Source organism: Nitratireductor sp. J20-h4, assembly GCF_056780505.1.
In genome coordinates, this window is the sequence record NZ_CM165557.1 from 3,683,962 (window position 1) to 3,702,395 (window position 18,434).

Annotated in this window: 12 protein-coding genes; 6 read left to right on the forward strand and 6 right to left on the reverse strand. The window is 66.5% G+C overall.

Features of this window, described 5'->3' with window-relative positions; genetic code table 11:
* Window positions 1-52: 52 nt before the first annotated feature.
* Window positions 53-793 (forward strand): YggS family pyridoxal phosphate-dependent enzyme, encoded by a 741-nt coding sequence (locus tag ACT2B0_RS17685; RefSeq protein WP_473459649.1) that lies wholly within the window; start codon window positions 53-55, stop codon window positions 791-793.
* 32 nt (window positions 794-825) lie between these two features.
* On the opposite strand, the gene ACT2B0_RS17690 is transcribed toward ACT2B0_RS17685, so the two are convergent.
* Window positions 826-1,098, reverse strand: a complete 273-nt coding sequence (locus tag ACT2B0_RS17690) for an usg protein (protein ID WP_473459650.1) — start codon at window positions 1,096-1,098, stop codon at window positions 826-828.
* A gap of 310 nt (window positions 1,099-1,408) precedes the next feature.
* Here ACT2B0_RS17690 and acs point away from each other — a divergent pair, with 310 nt between their 5' ends.
* Window positions 1,409-3,361: an acetate--CoA ligase gene (gene acs, locus ACT2B0_RS17695; RefSeq protein ID WP_473459651.1), complete on the forward strand. Its 1,953-nt coding sequence runs from the start codon at window positions 1,409-1,411 to the stop codon at window positions 3,359-3,361.
* Between the two features lie 287 nt (window positions 3,362-3,648).
* Here acs and ACT2B0_RS17700 read toward each other — a convergent pair whose 3' ends face one another.
* The 3 genes from ACT2B0_RS17700 to ACT2B0_RS17710 form a co-directional block, all read right to left on the reverse strand.
* Entirely contained in the window at window positions 3,649-5,007 is a 1,359-nt protein-coding gene (locus ACT2B0_RS17700) for a vWA domain-containing protein (RefSeq protein WP_473459652.1), read from the reverse strand.
* A 234-nt stretch (window positions 5,008-5,241) separates the two neighbouring features.
* Entirely contained in the window at window positions 5,242-5,709 is a 468-nt protein-coding gene (locus ACT2B0_RS17705) for a thermonuclease family protein (protein ID WP_481658419.1), read from the reverse strand.
* A gap of 111 nt (window positions 5,710-5,820) precedes the next feature.
* Complete coding sequence (locus ACT2B0_RS17710; protein ID WP_473459654.1) at window positions 5,821-6,051, reverse strand: DUF1674 domain-containing protein; 231 nt, start codon at window positions 6,049-6,051, stop codon at window positions 5,821-5,823.
* A 109-nt stretch (window positions 6,052-6,160) separates the two neighbouring features.
* Between ACT2B0_RS17710 and htpX the strand changes: the two genes are divergently transcribed.
* The 4 genes from htpX (at window position 6,161) to purH (ending at window position 12,091) form a co-directional block, all read left to right on the forward strand.
* Window positions 6,161-7,183, forward strand: a complete 1,023-nt coding sequence (gene htpX, locus ACT2B0_RS17715; RefSeq protein ID WP_473459655.1) for a zinc metalloprotease HtpX — start codon at window positions 6,161-6,163, stop codon at window positions 7,181-7,183.
* Between the two features lie 80 nt (window positions 7,184-7,263).
* Window positions 7,264-8,583 carry an RsmB/NOP family class I SAM-dependent RNA methyltransferase gene (locus ACT2B0_RS17720; RefSeq protein ID WP_473459656.1) on the forward strand — a complete coding sequence of 440 codons (1,320 nt, stop codon included), beginning with the start codon at window positions 7,264-7,266 and terminating at the stop codon, window positions 8,581-8,583.
* 54 nt (window positions 8,584-8,637) lie between these two features.
* Entirely contained in the window at window positions 8,638-10,371 is a 1,734-nt protein-coding gene (locus tag ACT2B0_RS17725) for a heparinase II/III family protein (protein WP_473459657.1), read from the forward strand.
* Between the two features lie 103 nt (window positions 10,372-10,474).
* Window positions 10,475-12,091 carry a bifunctional phosphoribosylaminoimidazolecarboxamide formyltransferase/IMP cyclohydrolase gene (gene purH, locus ACT2B0_RS17730; RefSeq protein WP_473459658.1) on the forward strand — a complete coding sequence of 539 codons (1,617 nt, stop codon included), beginning with the start codon at window positions 10,475-10,477 and terminating at the stop codon, window positions 12,089-12,091.
* 24 nt (window positions 12,092-12,115) lie between these two features.
* On the opposite strand, the gene ACT2B0_RS17735 is transcribed toward purH, so the two are convergent.
* Together ACT2B0_RS17735 and ACT2B0_RS17740 are read right to left on the reverse strand one after the other, a co-directional pair.
* A complete protein-coding gene (locus ACT2B0_RS17735) occupies window positions 12,116-13,513 on the reverse strand; it encodes an MFS transporter (protein ID WP_473459659.1) in 1,398 nt (465 codons plus the stop codon).
* A gap of 35 nt (window positions 13,514-13,548) precedes the next feature.
* Window positions 13,549-18,333, reverse strand: a complete 4,785-nt coding sequence (locus ACT2B0_RS17740) for an NAD-glutamate dehydrogenase (RefSeq protein WP_473459660.1) — start codon at window positions 18,331-18,333, stop codon at window positions 13,549-13,551.
* Window positions 18,334-18,434 lie beyond the last annotated feature (101 nt).

Below are 18,434 nucleotides of genomic sequence, written 5' to 3' on the forward strand. Positions count from 1 at the left end.
TTTCACTTAAGAGAGGATGCTGGGATATGTCGGGGCGGACCTTCACCATGGTTTGGCGAAGGCGTCAACTCCGGCGCGGCGCCGCATGCCGCAACGGCCAGCGTCGCGATCACGAATTCAAGGGCATAACATGGACAACGTCATCACCCGGCTTGCCGCCGTCAGGGCCGAAATCGCCAGCGCGGAGGAAGAAAACGACCGGCCTGCCGGGTCGGTCACGCTGGTGGCCGTTTCCAAGACCTTCGACGCCGCCGCGATCCGCCCGGCCATCGACGCCGGCCAGCGCGTGTTCGGCGAAAACCGGGTCCAGGAGGCGCAGGCCAAATGGCCGGCACTGAAGGCTGAGTTCGCCGATATCGAGTTGCGCCTGATCGGACCGCTGCAATCCAACAAGGCCCGGGACGCGGTCGCCCTGTTCGATGTGATCGAGACCGTCGACCGCGACAAGATCGCCGCCGAACTGGCCAAGGAAATCGCCAGGCAGCAGCGGCGGCCACGGCTTTATGTCCAGGTCAATACCGGCTCTGAGCCGCAAAAGGCGGGCCTCGACCCGCGCGAGGCCGTCGCCTTCGTGCGCCGCTGCCGCGACACGCACGGGCTCGCCATCGAGGGCCTGATGTGCATCCCGCCGGTCGAAGACAATCCCGGCCCGCATTTCGCGCTTTTGGACAAGCTTGCGGGCGAAGCCGGGCTCGATCGCCTGTCGATGGGCATGTCGGCCGATTTCCCGCTGGCGATCGCCTTCGGCGCCACCAGCGTGCGCGTCGGGTCGGCGATCTTCGGCACACGCTGACGCAGCCCCCGCGCCCCCGGCGGCCGATGCAATCAGTGCAACACGAGCTCGCCTTCGATGCTGCGCCATTCGCTCGGTGTGATCAGCCGCTTGTGCGTATACGCGATCGAATGCAACGGGCCGTCGAGCTTTTCCTTCCAGAAATCGAGAAAGGCGCCGAGCACCGGAAACCGCGGCGCGATATCGTAGTCCTGCCAGACATAGGTCTGCAAAAGATGCGGATGGTCGGGCATGTGATAGAGAATGCGTGCCGTCGTCAGCCCGTAGCCATCGAGCATCCGCTTCAGTTCGGTTCTGTCATCCATGATGCTACCCCGGTGTTCCGGTTCTCCTCCGCGAGCCTATCGTGCGTCGCTTTGGTTAATGATTTCCTCAAAAATCCAGTGAAATCAAGTTTTATGATATAAAAATCAATAGTTTAGCAGCGAACATGGCTGAGTGCTGACAATCGCCGGACTGTTGGCCGGACTTGCACTGGCATGTTTGGCGAGACGAACCCAATGTCTAATGTTGTGCCCGACGAGCGAATGGTAATAATGCCGCCAACGCCCCCGCGCGGCACAATCGCGGCAGCGCGAAGGCTTGTCGGTCACGGTTTGAAGGAATGAGGAAATAATGTCCGAGGTTCACGTTCACCGCGTTCAGCCTGCGTGGAAGAAGAATGCGCTTATCGACAACGACACCTATCTCAAATGGTACCGCGACTCGATCAAGAATCCGGATAAATTCTGGGCCAAGCACGGCAAGCGCATCGACTGGATGAAACCCTTCACCAAGGTCAAGGACACCTCCTTTTCCGGCAAGGTGGCGATCAAATGGTTCGAGGACGGTCGCCTCAACGTCTCGGCCAACTGCATCGACCGCCATCTGAAAAAGCGCGGCGACCAGGTGGCCATCATCTGGGAAGGCGACAATCCTTACGACGACCGGAAAATCACCTATCGCGAGCTCTACGATCATGTGTGCCGGCTCGCCAACGTGATGAAGAAGCACGGCGTCAAGAAGGGCGACCGCGTCACCATCTACATGCCGATGATACCCGAGGCCGCCTATGCGATGCTGGCCTGTACGCGTATCGGCGCGGTGCACTCCGTGGTTTTCGGCGGCTTTTCGCCCGACGCGCTTGCCGGGCGCATCGTCGATTGCGAATCCACCTTTGTCATCACCGCCGACGAGGGCCTGCGCGGCGGCCGCACCATTCCTCTGAAGGAAAACACCGACAAGGCGATCGCGATCGCGGCCAAGAAGAAGGTCGACGTCGAGACCGTGCTGGTGGTGCGCCGCACCGGCGGCAAGACCGGCTGGCAGGAAGGCCGCGACCTGTGGTACCACGACGAGGTCCGCACCGTGAAAGGCGACTGCAAGCCGGAAAAGATGAAGGCGGAGGATCCGCTGTTCATCCTCTACACCTCCGGCTCGACCGGCCAGCCCAAGGGCGTGCTGCACACGTCGGGCGGCTATCTCGTCTACGCCGCCATGACGCATGAATATGTCTTCGACTACCATGACGGCGACGTCTACTGGTGTACGGCCGATGTCGGCTGGGTCACCGGTCATTCCTATATCGTCTACGGACCGCTGGCCAACGGCGCGACCACGCTGATGTTCGAGGGCGTGCCGAACTACCCGAGCGCAGCGCGCTTCTGGGAGGTGGTCGACAAGCACCAGGTCAACATCTTTTATACCGCGCCGACGGCGATCCGTGCCCTGATGGGTGCCGGCGACGAGCTGGTCAAGAAGACCTCGCGCAAATCGCTGCGCGTGCTCGGCTCCGTCGGCGAGCCGATCAATCCGGAAGCCTGGGAGTGGTATTTCAAGGTCGTCGGCGAGGAAAAATGTCCGATCGTCGACACCTGGTGGCAGACCGAGACCGGCGGCATCATGATCACGCCGCTGCCCGGCGCGACCGAACTCAAGGCCGGCTCGGCGACACGGCCGTTCTTCGGTATCCAGCCGCAGCTCGTCGACAATGACGGCAATGTGCTGGACGGCGCGGCAGACGGCAATCTGTGCATCGTCGATTCCTGGCCGGGCCAGATGCGCACGGTCTACGGCGATCACGAACGTTTCGTGCAGACCTATTTTTCCACCTACAAGGGAAAATATTTCACCGGCGACGGCTGCCGCCGCGATGCGGACGGCTATTACTGGATCACCGGGCGCGTCGACGACGTCATCAACGTGTCGGGCCACCGCATGGGCACGGCCGAGGTGGAATCGGCGCTGGTCGCACACGACAAGGTCTCGGAAGCCGCCGTGGTCGGCTATCCGCACGACGTCAAGGGTCAGGGCATCTATTGTTACGTGACGCTTATGTCGGGCGAGGCACCGGACGACGATCTGAAGAAGGAACTGCGCGACTGGGTCCGCTCGGAGATCGGCCCGATCGCCTCTCCCGATTTGATCCAGTTCGCCCCCGGCCTGCCGAAGACGCGCTCGGGCAAGATCATGCGCCGCATCCTGCGCAAGATCGCCGAGGACGATTTCGGCGCGCTGGGCGACACCTCGACGCTGGCCGACCCGGCAGTGGTCGACGATCTGGTCGAGAACCGGCAGAACCGCAAGTGACACGCCGCGCGCACCGCCGGATGGCGGGCGGGCTGCGCGGGGTGCTTGAAACGCGGCGTCGAATGTCCCACCTTGGGCTCGTGTTCAACGAAACGAAAGGAGGTGATCCGATGTCGAGTGATTTCGTTTTCCGTAGTGTGGTCTCGGCGGATTGCCGCGTCGGGGAGCAGCCTTCCTGACCAGGGCATGACGCGCGGCCGGTGATTGCGATCACCTCCAGCGGCCGCGCTACGAACGGAAACACGGGGGGCCGCCTGTCGGGGCGGCCCTTTCCGTTTCAAAGATTCCTATTTGATTATGGCCAGCCGCTCGATATTGCCGGCGATTTCCTGAAAGGCGGCGTCGAGTTCCTGGCCACTTGCCGCTTCGAAATAATGCTGGATCGACCCCCGGTCCGGCGAGGCGCAGGCCTGCATGACCTGCTTTGCGTTGCGTTGGCGCAACTGAAAGCCGACGGTGAAGATCTCGATGCCCTGCTTCTTCATCTCCTCGCAGAGCCGTTCGGCCTGGTTGCGCGAACGGCCGGCCTGGCCGCCCTTTGTGGCGCCGCGCCGGGGCACACCGGCAAAGGCGGTGTTGAACTCGCCGTCGGTCATCAGGATGGCGAATTTGCCGACCTTCTTGGCATTGTGGGCAAGCGGCCGCGACCCCGCGGGCAGCACGTCCGCCCATTTGCGCGACAACATGTACCAGCTCCACTGGATGCCGATATGGCCTGCCGTGTATCCGCTCGCGCGGAACGCGCCGATCGTCGCCTTCAGCCGCGAGACGTCTGCGGTCAGCGGCTCCAAGGCCGCCGAGGGACAAAAGGCCAGCCGGTAGTCGCGGTTGACCATGGCCGTGCGCGGCGAGGCATCGCTGAATTGCTGCGCGCCCTTGCGCTCGGTCGCGCAGGAATCGGGCCGGCGCGAACCATCCGGCAGGCGGCGCGACCGGCGCAGGCCGGCCGAGACTATCTTTGCGCCGTCCAGCGCGGGAGGCTCGCCGGTGGCGAACTCCGTCTCCACATGCACCACCGGCGCCAGCACGCCGGTATTGACCGCGTCGGCATATGGCACGATGGCAAGACGCACGCGCGGGTCGGTCGCGTTCTGCCCGGCCAGAAACGTGTCGACGACATTGCCGGCGGCGGTCTGGAGATCGCGCAGCTTTCTGCCGTTCATCGAACCCGTTATGTCGAGCATCATCGCCACTTCGATCTTGCGGTCGGAATAGAGCGCTTTCGATTCGACCCGGATCAGGCGCGACGCCGCCGCGTTGAAGACGGGAAAGGCGAGATCGATCTCGGTGCTGGCCACGGCCGAAACGGTACGCGCCTGCCTGTCGATGGTCACCCGGTCGAGCGTGATCCGGTCCTGGCTGGCAAAGCTGCCCGATCCGTTCGCCTTCAGGAAGGCCAGCACCAGCGCATCGGCGTCGTCGGGCGCAATCTTGCCGGTGGTCAGGTCGCGCGCAGTCGACGTCACCGCCGCGTCAAGCGCGTTCGACAGGTTCGAACGTGTCAGCGTCACCTGGGCCAGATTGAGTGCAAACCCGCCACCGGCAACCAGAGCGGACATTACCGCAGCGGTCGCCAGGGCGAAATTGCCCGAACGATCGGTGCCGAAATTCCGTAAGCGGCTGCAAAGTCCCGTTTTGGCGCGCATTCCTGTCTTCCTCTTCGACGGATGGATGTGTCGCGAGGAGCCATGCAGCTTTCCTGCCGACGACGGCTCCAAACCGGCGCGCCGCCGAGTTGTCCGGCCAGGATGTTGATTTCATTGAAAACCGGTGTGGGGCAGGCTTACCGAGCGGTTAACGCCATCACGTTCTCAGAAGCGAATGAGGCAGGCACATCGCCCCCTGTCCCGAAACGAAACAGGACCGCGACACCGATCCCGTCAGCACCATGTGTCCCGGCGCCCGCCGCGGTAAGGCCGCACGACGGCGAGCGCGAGCAGGGCCGGCGCGAGCGCGGTGCCGCCCGGTGTGGCGACATCGGCCAGCACCCGGCCGTAATATTTGCCGCCCGCCACGTTCGAGATCGCGACCCGGCCATGCCCGACCATCCCTTCAAGGGCGGCGCGCGCCATCTTCGCGGCACGGCGTTCGCGCCAACATCTGCTCTTAAGCTCCGGGGCGTCGATGCCGCGCAGGCGCACCGTGACCGCGAGCCTGTGGCCCGGCCACAACAGCGCCTCGGCCACGAACGTGTCGCCGTCGATCACCCTGACCACACGCGCCTCGACAGGACCGCGGAACATTTCGCCCGCCGAAAGCCGGGGCGACCATGCCGACACGACCGCCGTCACGATCAGAACGAGGAGGAAAAGGCGCGAACGATTGGCAGGCGGTGCAGCGACAAGCATGGTTGGCAGAATATATTCCTATCATCCATCGAGCGCAACACCCATGCGATCCAGCTCCGCGTTCCCGTCGTGCAGAGAAATTCGGGTTGGCGGGCGTGATGCCCCGAACGCTCAGAAGTCCGTGGCGATGCCCTTGACCTCCCAGTCGCCGTAGCGGCCGGGTTCCAGCCCGCCGCGCCCGCCGACCTCGGACGGGCGTTCGGCTTCGCGATGCTTGTATTCGGCGCGTCGGGCCTCGGCCTCGGCCAGCGCCCGGCGGGCCTGCGGCGACAGCGGCCTGGAAGTGTCGCACTCTTCCGCCCGGCGCTGCTCAGCGTCGTCTCGCCCGGTGCTGTCCGTCATGCGCGCCTCCGCGGAAAATATTGAAGTTGGCCGGCGACCCACCCATCATATAGACCGGTTCGAATCCGTTTTCGAGTATCGCAAACGGCCTATCACTCTGGAGCGTCCGATGAACATGATCCGCACAGCCATGCTGCTTGCCGCGATGACGGCGCTCTTCATGTGCGTCGGGTATCTGATCGGCGGCTCGGGCGGCATGATGATCGCCTTCGTTCTGGCCGCCGGCATGAACCTGTTCAGCTATTGGAACGCCGACAAGATGGTGCTGCGCATGCACCACGCCGTCGAGGTCGACGAGGCCGCCGCGCCGGAATTCTACGAGATCGTGCGCGGGCTGTCGCACAATGCCGGCCTGCCGATGCCGAAGGTCTACCTGATCAGGAACGATCAGCCCAACGCCTTCGCCACCGGCCGCAATCCGCAAAACGCGGCGGTAGCCGCGACCACGGGGCTGCTGGAGCGGCTGTCCTACGAGGAGGTCGCCGGCGTGATGGCGCACGAGCTCGCCCATGTGAAGAACCGCGACACGCTGATCATGACGATTACCGCCACGCTTGCCGGCGCGATATCGATGCTGGGCAATTTCGCCTTCTTTTTCGGCGGCAACCGCGACAACAACAACCCGCTCGGCTTCGTTGGCGTGCTGGCGGCGATGATCGTGGCGCCGCTGGCGGCCATGCTGGTGCAGATGGCGATCAGCCGCACCCGCGAATATTCGGCCGACCGGCTCGGCGCCGAGATCTGCGGTGCGCCGCTGTGGCTCGCCTCGGCCCTCGACAAGATCGCCCGCGCCGCCGGCCGCATTCCCAACCAGGACGCCGAGCGCAACCCGGCGACCGCGCACATGTTCATCATCAACCCGCTGTCGGGCGAACGCATGGACAATCTGTTTTCCACCCATCCCGACACCGCAAACCGCATCGCGGCGCTGCAGGCGATGGCGGATGAGTTCGCGGCCGATCCGGGCGCGCGCGCGGCCGCGCCGAAGCAGGCTACCCCGCAGACCCCGGCCGATCCCGGGCCGTGGGACCGCGCCGGCAAGAACCCGGCGCCGCCGAAGGCCGAGGAGCCGAAGCGCCGGCCCAATCCCTGGGGCCGCAATCCGACCGGGCCCAAGGGGCCGTGGTCGTGACCGCACGGGCAGCGGCCGGGCGGCGGGGCAAAACCGGAGCGAAGGCGAAACCGGACGCCAGCACCGCGCCGGCGACGGAAATGCCCGGCCTTGCCGCCCGGCGCGCCGCGGCGCGCCTGCTGGCCGCCGTGGTCGACGCCAGGACCTCGCTCGACGGCCTCACCGATGCCGAGCACGGCAACCCGCAATTTACCGCACTTGAAGCGCGCGACCGCAGTCTCGTGCGCGCGATTTTGGCCGCCGCGCTGCGACACAGGCTGTCGATCGGCGCGCTGATCGACAGCCGCCTCGACCGCCCGCTGCCCGCCAAGGCCGGCACGCTGCTCCACATCCTGCACGTGGCCGCGGCGCAGATCCTGTTTCTGGACGTGCCCGACAGCGCCGCCGTCAATCTCGCCGTCGCCCATGCCGGCTCCGATCCGCGCACGCGCCGTTTTGCCGGCCTGGTCAACGCGGTGCTGCGGGCGTTGGCCGCGCGCAAGGACCGGGCTCTGCCGAAAGTGCTGGCCACGAAGCGCGACACGCCGGACTGGTTTGCCGAGCGCCTGATTGCCGCCTATGGCCCCGAGACCGCCGACGCGATCATGGCCGCCCACCGGATCGAGGCGCCGCTCGACCTCACCGTACGCACCGACCCCGGCGGCTGGGCGCAAAGACTGGGCGGCCGCCTGATGCCCAACGGCACCGTGCGCCTTGTCCAGCCGGGCACGCCGGTGCCCGAGCTTGCCGGCTACGCCGAAGGTGCGTGGTGGTGGGTGCAGGACGCCGCCGCCAGTCTGCCGGCGCGGCTGCTTGGCGCGGTCGGCGGGCGCGACGTCGCCGATCTCTGCGCCGCCCCCGGCGGCAAGACCGCGCAACTCGCCAATGCCGGCGCACACGTGACCGCCGTCGACGGCTCGGCCAACCGGCTGCGGCGGCTCGCCGTCAACCTCGACCGGCTCGGCCTATCGGCCGAGATCGTTCGCGCCGACCTGGCAACATGGCGCCCCGCGCGCCTGTTCGACGCCGTGCTGCTCGACGCGCCCTGCTCGGCGACCGGAACGCTGCGGCGTCACCCCGATATCGCCTGGACCAAAACGCCGGAGGACATCGCCCGGCTCGCCGCCGCGCAGCGCCGCCTGCTCGACGCTGCCTCGGCGCTGGTCCGGCCCGGCGGGCGGCTGGTTTTTTCCAATTGTTCGCTCGACCCCGAAGAGGGCGAACAGCTCGTCGCCGGCTTTCTGAGCGAGCGGCACGATTTCAACCGCGAACCGGTCGGCCCCGCCGAATTCGACGGGCTCGAGGGTCTCGTCAACGCACATGGCGACCTGCGAACGACGCCCGCCGACTGGCCGGCCGAGGACCCGCGCTGGTCGGGCATGGACGGTTTTTTCGCCACCCGGCTGCGAAGGAGCGGTTGACAGCCGGATTTTTGCTGTCGCACGGGTTTTTGAATCGGATACACTCCAAAAAGGGTGGAAAGTTCGAGGGATAGCGATTCGTTGGTGACGGCGGCAGGTCAATCACCGCGCCTGTGGGGGCTTGTTGCGCAAGAGGTCTGGCGTCGAACGCGCCAGCGGCTGCGCACGGCGCCGGCCTATCGCTGGCGTTATGCCGGGCGCACGCCGGAGCGGGTTCTGATCGCCCCGCCCGACCTGCGACTGGCCGACCCCCAGATTGCCTCGGAGATCTATCACGGGCGTTTCGCTCTTGCCGGCAAGGTCGTGGAGACCGGCGGCCGCTCGCCGTTCGCCATCGACCATGCCAGCCCGATATGGCGCGAGGCGCTGCACGAATTCCGCTGGCTGCGCCATTTGCGAGAGGCCGGCACCGACTTGGCTGCCGCGAATGGGCGCGCGCTGGTCTCCGACTGGATAGACACGCACGGCGCCCATATCGCCGGCACCGCCTGGGAGCCGGCCATCACCGCCAAGCGGGTGATCGCCTGGCTCCAGCACTCCACCGTCGTGCTGCAGGGCGCGGAGTTCCAGTTCTACCGCAATTTCCTGAAATCGCTCACCACCCAGATCCGCTATCTGCGCGCCATCGCCCCTTACATGCGCGGCGGCGAGGACCGGTTGCGCGCGCGCATCGCCCTGGCCTTTGCCGCCCTGTCCCTGCCGACCTCGCCGGCGACCCTGCGCACCGCCACGCGCAACCTGGCGCGCGAGCTCGACCGGCAGATCCTGCCCGACGGCGGACACGTCTCCCGCCAACCGGCCGCGGTGATGGAACTGCTCGCCGACCTTCTGCCGCTGCGCCAGACCTATGCCAACCAGGCCGAGGCGCCCCCGCAGGCGTTGATGGGCGCGGTTGACCGCATGCTGCCGGCGCTGCGCTTCTTCCGCCACCGCGACGGCAGTCTTGCCCGCTTCAACGGCATGGGGGCGACGATCCCCGACCGGATCGCCGCCATTCTGCGCCATGACGACACCGCCGGGCAGCCGCTGCTGCATGCGCCGCATTCGGGCTTCGAGCGGCTGTCGATGAACGAGACGACCGTGATTGCCGACACCGGCGCACCGCACGTGCCCGAAGCCGCCATCCCCGCCCATGCCGGCTGCCTGTCCTTCGAACTGTCCTGCGGCCGGCGCATGTTCATCGTCAACGCCGGCGTCGACCGGCACGGTCCCGAAGAGTTTCGGCCGCTGTCGCGCGCCACCGCCGCCCATTCGACCGCGACGCTCAACGACACCTCCTCGTGCCGCTTCACCACCTCGCCACGGCTGACACGACTGATCGGCGCCTCCGTGATCAGCGGACCGGGCACCGTCACGTCCAAGCGTACCGACGCAACAGGACGGCAGGGATTCGTCGCCGCGCATGACGGCTACGTACTCACATTCGGGCTCCTGCACGAGCGTACGCTCGAACTCACCCAGGACGGCGACGTGCTCGACGGCACCGATCGGTTTTTCCGTCGCGACGGAGCCGCGCCGGGCGACCGCGATACCGTGGCGATCCGCTTTCATGTCCATCCCGACATCGACTTGCTGCGCGACGAAGCCGGACGGCTGGTGCTTGCGGCGCGTGACGGCCTGGCCTGGGTATTTTCGTGCGACGGCGTCGAACCGGTGGTGGAGGAATCGATCTTCTTTGCCGGCATCAGCGGCCCACGCCGCAACCTCCAGATCGTGCTCGCCTTCCCGTCTAGGGAGGTTCCCGAAGTCGCATGGCGGCTGACCCGCACAACGCTCGAGCGGCTGTAAGCCGTTCGCGCGCCTTTGCCATGCGCCGTGCGCATTTGTTTTGCGCCCTGCTTGTGATAGGTCGCGCACGCCCCTTCCCTCGGACACAGGAGACCGCCGGTCGATGGCCGTGACGTCGAAGAACATTCCCGCTCCCGATCTGGTGCCGGTGCGCCGGGCGCTGATCTCGGTCTCCGACAAGACCGGGCTGGCCGCATTCGCCGGCAGGCTGGCCGCGGCCGGAATCGAGTTGGTCTCCACCGGCGGCACGGCGGCCGCGATCGCCGAAGCCGGGCTGGCAGTTACCGACATCTCCGATGTCACCGGCTTCCCCGAAATCATGGACGGGCGGGTAAAAACCCTGCATCCGCTGGTTCATGGCGGACTGCTCGCCATACGCGATGATCCGCAGCACGCTGCCGCGATGGACACGCACGACATCCGTCCCTTCGACCTCGTGGTCATCAACCTTTATCCCTTCGAAGAGGTCCGCAACGCCGGCAGCGACTACGCCACCACGGTGGAGAATGTCGACATAGGCGGGCCGGCCATGGTGCGTGCTGCGGCCAAGAACCATGCCTATGTCGCGGTCCTGACCGAGCCGGCCGATTACGGGCGGGTCGCCGACGCACTGGCCGAAAACGGCAATTGCCTGCCCTATCGCCTGCGCCAGGAACTCGCCGCCAAGGCGTTCGCGCGCACCGCCGCCTACGACGCCGCGATCTCGGGCTGGTTCGCCGAAACGCTCGATCTCGCCGATCCGGACTGGCGCGCCTTCGGCGGCCGGCTCGGCGAAGCGATGCGCTACGGAGAAAACCCGCATCAAAAGGCCGGCTTCTACCGCACCGGCGACACGCGTGCCGGCGTCGCCACCGCCCGCCAGGTCCAGGGCAAGCAATTGTCCTACAACAATATCAACGACACCGACGCCGCCTTCGAGCTGGTCGGCGAGTTCGATCCGGCCGAAAGCGCGGCGGTGGCGATCATCAAGCACGCCAACCCGTGCGGCGTGGCCCGGGCGACGACCCTTAGCCAGGCCTACGGCAAGGCCCTCGCCTGCGATCCGGTCTCCGCCTTCGGCGGCATCGTCGCGCTCAACCGCATCCTCGATGCCGAGGCGGCGGCCGAGATCGTCAAAACCTTCACCGAAGTCATCATCGCGCCCGGGGCCGACGCCGACGCGCTCGCCCTGATCGCGGCCAAGAAGAACTTGCGGCTGCTGCTGACCGACGGGCTGCCCGACCCGCGCGCGAGCGGCCTGACCGTGAAATCGGTCGCCGGCGGCCTGCTCGTACAGTCGCGCGACTGCGCCGTGGTCGAGGATCTCGACCTGAAAGCGGTGACAAGGCGCGCGCCCGACGCGCGCGAACTCGCCGACCTGAAATTCGCCTTCAAGGTGGCCAAGCACGTCAAGTCGAACGCGATCGTCTATGCCCGCGACGGCGCCACCGTCGGCATCGGCGCCGGCCAGATGAGCCGGGTCGATTCGGCCCGCATCGCCGCGCGCAAGGCCGAGGATGCCGCCGCGGCCGCCGGCGCGGCCGAACCGCTCACCCGTGGCGCGGTGGTTGCTTCGGATGCCTTCTTCCCCTTCGCCGACGGTCTGCTGGCGGCAGTCGAGGCGGGCGCGACGGCGGTGATCCAGCCGGGCGGCTCGATGCGCGACGAGGAGGTGATCGCCGCCGCCGATGCACATGGCATTGCGATGGTGTTCACCGGCACGCGCCACTTCCGCCACTGAAGCAGCAAGGCGGCGAGCGCCGCCTCACCTCTCGGCGGCTTCGGCCTGGTGTCGGCTCTTGACCATCGGCAGGAGAACCAGCCCGAGCAGGAACAGCGCGATCACCGGCGTGACGCCGAGCCGCTGCGCATCCTGGGTCGACAGGCCGAGTGCTTCGGACGCGAAGAAGCCGGTTGCCAGCGCGATCGTCAGCGGACCGATAAAGGTCGTCGCCTTGCCGGACAGCGCGTAAAGCCCGAACGCCTCCGTCACCCGCTCGCGCTCGACCTGATCGACCAGCAGCGTGCGCGAGGCGGCCTGGATGGCGCCGCCCGCGGCCCCGATCAGCCCGCCGGCACAATAAAAGACGATGTCGGGCAGCGAACTGCCGCCATCGGCCGCCACCGTGACGAACAACACCTCGGTCTGCGTCGTGGAGATCACCAGGATACAGCACGCCGTCAGGACCACGGCGGCGATCGCGACCACGAAGCGCGGACCGAAACGCTGGTCGAGCCGGCCGCCGAACCAGGCGCCGGCCGCGCCGGTCAGGTTGGCCAGAATGCCGAATATGCCGATCTGGATGATCGACCAGCCGAGCACGCCGGCCGCATAGATGCCGCCGAAGGTGTATAGCGCATTGAGCGCATCGCGATAAAACATGCTCGACAGCAGAAAGCTGAAATAGCTGCGCTGCGAGGGCAGGCTGCGCAGCGTGCGCCCGAGCTGCGACAGGCCGCGGCGCACCGCGCCGCGCGCCGAGGTACGCCGCGCGATGTCGGGCGTAAACAGGAACATCGGCAACGCGAAAACCATGTACCACAGCGCGGTGAAGGGACCGGCCGCGCGATCACCCTCGCGCATCGCCGGGTCGAGGCCGAAGATCGGCTCGAGCCCGAGCAGCGTGCGCCCGCTCTCCGGCGAGGCCGACATGAAACCGAGCACCAGCACCAGCGTGATCAGGCCGCCGAGATAGCCCAGCCCCCAGGCCGAGCCGGAAAGACGCCCCAGTTCGGAGCGCGGCACCAGGTCGGGCATCATCGCATTGTTGAACACGGCGGCGAATTCCATGCCGAACACGGCCAGGGCGATGAAGAATAGAACCGGCCCGATCGCCTCCATGCCCGGCACCGCCCGCCACAACATGAAACAACCGATCACGCCCAGCACGGAGAAGAACAGGATCCAGGGCTTGCGCGGCCCGGTCGCATCCGCGATCGCACCCAAGACCGGCGACGACAGCGCGATCAGCAACCCGCCTACGCCGGTCGCGTAGCCCCACAATTCCTGTCCGCGGGCTGCGTCGCTGGCCACGCTCGAGGCAAAATAGGGGGCAAAGACGAAGGTGATGATCAGCGTATGGAACGGTTGCTGCGCCCAGTCGAAAAGCATCCAGCCCCATATGCCGCGGCGCGGCGCGCGGCGCTCTTGTGTGTCGGCCATGTCCCCTCCGTCGCCCCCGTCGGCGACATGTTGCGTCAAAGCTCGGATAGATCGGCCATCATGCCTGCCGCGACCGTGAGCCGCGACAGGGAAATATCGCCGGCCTCGGTCAGGGCCTGCAGTCTTTCGCGCGCGCGTGCCACCCGCGGCCCGCCCGCCACGATCCATTCCGCCACCGGATCCGCGGCCGATCCGTGCGCGGCAAGGACCGCGACCGCCATGCCGCGGCGCGCCATGCCGATCATGTCGGTCGCGCGCGACAGGGCCAGCCCGTCATAATAGTCGACCGGCGCCACGGCGCGCGCCGCGTCCTCGATCCGCGCGACACGGAAGGTCTCGGTGAGCCCCAGATAGGCGCGCGCGGCCGTATCGAAATCGGCGCCCGCCTTCTGGGCGACCAGGTCGATGTCGGGCACGATCTCGGCGATGCCGAAATAGGCCAGGCGCGCGGCCAGTGCGTCGGGCGCGCCGGCCGCGCGGAAATCTTGGCAACGCTCCTCGAGACGGCTTCGCATGAAGTCGGGCAGCAGGTCGGCCAGTCTCGGCTCCAGCGTCTGGCGCGCCTTTTTCAACTCGGCGATGCGCGCGCCCACGCTCTGGCTGCCGTCCCCGTTTTTCAGCATCCATGCGGTCGCGGTGTGGATCAGCCGGCCGACCGTCTGGTAGAAGCGCAATTGCTGCTGACCGTCCACCCTGGTGTCGAGCGCGTCGATCTCGGCGAAGGTCGCGGCAAGGTCGAACCCGTCCCGCACCACGGCGAAGGCGCCGACCGCCTCTGCGGGCGAACAGGCGGTCACGTCCTGGAGCCGGCTGATGAAGGACGGACCGCCCCGGTTGATCGCGTCGTTGGCCAGCAGCGTGGCGACGATCTCCCGCCGCAATCGGTGAGCCAGGATCTCGTCCTTGTATTTCTTGGCCATACGCTGGGGAAAATAGCCGAGCAGGTCGGCCGCGAAATGCGGATCGTCCGGCAGCTCGCTCTCCGCCAGGTCGGCAAACAGCACGATCTTGGCGTAGGCGAGCAGAACGCCGAGCTCGGCCCGGGTCAGCGGCTCGCCGCGCGCCGTGCGCTCGGCGAGCGCCTGTTCTCCCGGCAGGGTTTCCACCGCCCGGTCGAGCAGGCCGCGCGCCTCGAGCGCGGTCATGAACCGCGCCTGGTGGCCGAGGTCCGAAAGCCCGCGCCGCGCGGTCAGCGAAAGCGCCAGCGTCTGGTGGTAGTTGTTGGCCAGCACGAGACCGGCGACCTCGTCGGTCATGGCGGCAAGCAACGTATTGCGGGTGTCCCGCGTCAAGCTGTCGGAGCGCATGGCGGCGGCCAGCGCGATCTTGATGTTGACCTCGACGTCGGACGAGTTGACGCCGGCCGAATTGTCGATCGCGTCGGAATTGCAGCGGCCACCGGCAAGCCCGTATTCGATGCGCGCGCGCTGGGTCATGCCGAGATTGGCGCCCTCGCCGACAACCTTGGCGCCGACCTCGCGCCCGATGACGCGAATGCCGTCATTGGCGCGGTCGCCGACATCCTGGTTCGATTCGTCGGCCGCCCGCACATAGGTGCCGATCCCGCCGAACCACAAGAGATCAACATCGGCCTTCAGGATCGCGGTCATGATCTCGGCCGGCGAGGCCTTGGTCTTGCCCAGGCCGATCGCATCCGCGGCGGCCTGCGAGAGCGTGATCGACTTCTGCGAACGCGGGAAGACGCCGCCGCCCTTGGAGATCTTGTCCGCGTCGTAATCCTGCCAGCTCGACCGGCCGAGTTCGAAGACGCGCTTGCGCTCGGCAAACGAGGCCGCCGGATCCGGATCGGGATCGATGAAGATGTCGCGATGGTCGAAGGCCGCGATCAGCCGGATCTGTTCGGACAACAGCATGCCGTTGCCGAACACGTCGCCCGACATGTCGCCCACGCCCACCACGGTGAACGGCTCGGACTGGATGTCTCGATTCATCTCGCGGAAATGGCGCTTCACCGCCTCCCACGCGCCCCGCGCGGTAATGCCCATCTTCTTGTGGTCGTAGCCGGCCGAGCCGCCGGAGGCGAAGGCATCGTCAAGCCAGAAACCATGCGCCTGGCTGATCGCGTTGGCGGTGTCGGAGAAGGTGGCCGTGCCTTTGTCGGCGGCGACGACGAAATAGGGATCGTCGCCGTCATGGCGCACGACATGTTCCGGCGGCATAACCGTGTCGCCGTCGAGATTGTCGGTGATCGACAGCAGGCTGGAGATGAAATTGACATAGGCGCGCTTGCCGGCCTCGAAGACCGCGTCGCGTGTCCCGCCCTGCGGCAAACGCTTGGGATAGAAGCCGCCCTTGGCGCCGACCGGCACGATGACGGCGTTCTTGACCTGCTGCGCCTTGACCAGGCCGAGCACCTCGGTGCGATAGTCCTGCGCCCGATCCGACCAGCGCAGACCACCGCGCGCTACCGGCCCGAAGCGCAGATGCACGCCTTCGACCTCGGGCCCGTAGACGAAGATCTCGCGCCAGGGGCGCGGTTCGGGCAGGCCCGTCAGCATGCGTGAATCGAATTTGAAGGCCAGCGAACGCGTTTCACCCTCGGCTTCCGGTTTGAACTTGCTGGTCCGCAGGGTCGACTGGATCAGGTTCAGGAAGCGCCGCACGATCGTGTCATCGTCGAGCACCGGAACGTCTTCCAGCGCCCGCATCACCGCCTCGGCACGTTCTTCCTGCAGCCGCGCCGCGTCTTTCGTATCGAGACCAGGGTCGAACCGGGCCAGGAACAGACCGTAGAGATCGGCCGCGATCTCGGGATAGCGGTTCAGCACCGATGCGATGAAATCCTGGCTTTGCGGGATGCCGGCCTGCTGCAGATAACGCCCGTAGGCGCGCAGGATGGTGATTTCGCTCGACGCCAGCCCCGCCGTCTGGACGAGGCCGTTATAGCCGTCATTGTCGGCCAGACCGCGCCAGACCGAGAGGAAAACGGTCTCGAACCGGGCGGCGTCCTGTTCGAGCGCCGGCGCTCTGCCGAAGGCGCTTTCCAGTTCCATGTCGTGCACGAACACAGCCGCACCATTGTCGAGATCGACCTCGAAGGTCCGCTCGGAAATGACCCGGAAGCCCATATTCTCCAGAAGCGGCACGCGCCGCGACAGGGCGACGGCCTCGCCGTGATGATAGATCTTGAGCGCGACCTGTTGCGGCGTCTGGTCGGCGTGGCGGTAGAAATCGATTGCGATCGGGTTGTCGGCGTCGAGGGCTGCGATCCGTCCGGCGTCGCGCAGCGCCTCGACCGGCTTGAAGCTGGTGCGATAGGCTTCGGGAAAGCGGGTGGCGATGGCGGTATGCGCGCTGCCTTGGCCCGCCTGCGCGGCCGCCTCGCGCAGCGCGTCGTCCCAGGTGCGCACGATGTCGCGGATCGCGGCCTCGATCGACTGGGCGCTCACCTTGGGTGTTTTGCCGCCGGAACGGCCGATGATGAAGTGGACGCGCGCCAGCGCGCCTTCCGGGAAAGCCGGATAATAAGCCGACAAGCGGCCGTCGAACGCGGTCCTCAGATAATCGCCGATCTGCGCCCGGGCACGCGAATCGTAGCGGTCGCGCGGGACGTAGACGAGCACGGAAACGAAGCGGTCGAACTGGTCGACGCGCACCAGCGCGCGCACCCGCGGCCGTTCGCCCAGCGCCAGAACCGCCATCGCGTGCTTGCGCAGAATGTGGGTATCGATCTGGAACAACTCGTCGCGCGGGTAGGATTCCAGCACGTTGATCAGCGCCTTGCCGGAATGGTCGCCCTTGTCGAAGCCCGATTTGGCCAGCACCCGTTCCGCCTTCGAGCGCAGATAGGGAATGCGGAACACCGAACGCGTATAGGCGGTCGAGGTGAACAGGCCGACCATGCGCAATTCGCCGGTCAACTTGCCCTCGGCATCGAAGGTCTTCACCCCGACATAGTCGAGATAGGCGCGGCGATGAACGATCGAGCGCGCATTGGCCTTGGTGACGATCAGCGGCTCCGGCCCGAGCAGGAAGTCGCGGATTTCCGGCGTGGTGATCGAGGTCGAGTTGCTGCCGCGGAGAATTTTCAGATCGGGGTCCGACAGGATGCCCAGGCCCCGGTTGCCGGCACGCTCCAGAATCCCGGAATCGCCCTCGCCGGTATAGCTGTATTCGCGCATGCCCAGAAAGGTGAAATTGTCGTCGCGCAACCATTCCAGAAAGGCGATGGCTTCCCCGACCGCGCCTTTGTCGAGCGGGATCGGCATGTAGCGATAGTCCGAGATCGTGTGCTCGAGCCGGGCAAGCATCGGTTTCCAGTCGACCACCGCCGCCCTGACCTGCTTCAGCACCTCTTTCAGCCGGGTTTCGAGCTGCTCGGCTTGCTGCTGCGGAATCGGCGGAACGTGAACGTGGATGACGCTGACGCGGTCGCCTTCCGCCTTGCCGCCGGGATCGCCGCGAATCTCGCACACGCCCTGGCCGTCGTGATCGACCAGGAACACCGGATGAGCGACCAGCAGCGGCTCCACGCCGCCGGCGCCGATCTCGCCCATTACCGAATCGAACAGGAACGGCATATTGTCGTTGATGACGGTGATGGCCGTCACCGGGCGACCGGCCCGCTCGATACCGCTGTCGCGCGCGATCGCGATCACGCTCTCGCCCTTGCGGTGATGGGTGAGAGCCTGCCGCACCAGATCGGTCGCCTTCGACAGCATGGCCGGCTCGTAGGCTTCGACGTCCTCCGCCGGCGAACGCGATAGCAACAATTGTTTGAAATCAGAAAACTGAGGCTCTTTCGGACGGGCGTCGCCCCTGCCGCTTGCGGGTTTGGCCTTACCCTTGCTTGCCGTCATACTTTCCTCCGGCGGGAAACTTCCGCTATCGTATCAGACGTTATCGCGAATGCGAGCCCGGCTGGACCTGAACTCCCAGCCAAGATGGGGAAAGGCAGTAA

Excerpts from the sequence above, each read along its gene's own strand:
- ACT2B0_RS17690 (WP_473459650.1), bottom strand. The coding sequence starts at position 1,098 with ATGGATGACAGAACCGAACTGAAGCGGATGCTCGATGGCTACGGGCTG.
- acs (WP_473459651.1), top strand. The coding sequence starts at position 1,409 with ATGTCCGAGGTTCACGTTCACCGCGTTCAGCCTGCGTGGAAGAAGAAT.
- ACT2B0_RS17700 (WP_473459652.1), bottom strand. The coding sequence starts at position 5,007 with ATGCGCGCCAAAACGGGACTTTGCAGCCGCTTACGGAATTTCGGCACC.
- ACT2B0_RS17705 (WP_481658419.1), bottom strand. The coding sequence starts at position 5,709 with ATGCTTGTCGCTGCACCGCCTGCCAATCGTTCGCGCCTTTTCCTCCTC.
- ACT2B0_RS17710 (WP_473459654.1), bottom strand. The coding sequence starts at position 6,051 with ATGACGGACAGCACCGGGCGAGACGACGCTGAGCAGCGCCGGGCGGAA.
- htpX (WP_473459655.1), top strand. The coding sequence starts at position 6,161 with ATGAACATGATCCGCACAGCCATGCTGCTTGCCGCGATGACGGCGCTC.
- ACT2B0_RS17720 (WP_473459656.1), top strand. The coding sequence starts at position 7,264 with ATGCCCGGCCTTGCCGCCCGGCGCGCCGCGGCGCGCCTGCTGGCCGCC.
- purH (WP_473459658.1), top strand. The coding sequence starts at position 10,475 with ATGGCCGTGACGTCGAAGAACATTCCCGCTCCCGATCTGGTGCCGGTG.
- ACT2B0_RS17735 (WP_473459659.1), bottom strand. The coding sequence starts at position 13,513 with ATGGCCGACACACAAGAGCGCCGCGCGCCGCGCCGCGGCATATGGGGC.
- ACT2B0_RS17740 (WP_473459660.1), bottom strand. The coding sequence starts at position 18,333 with ATGACGGCAAGCAAGGGTAAGGCCAAACCCGCAAGCGGCAGGGGCGAC.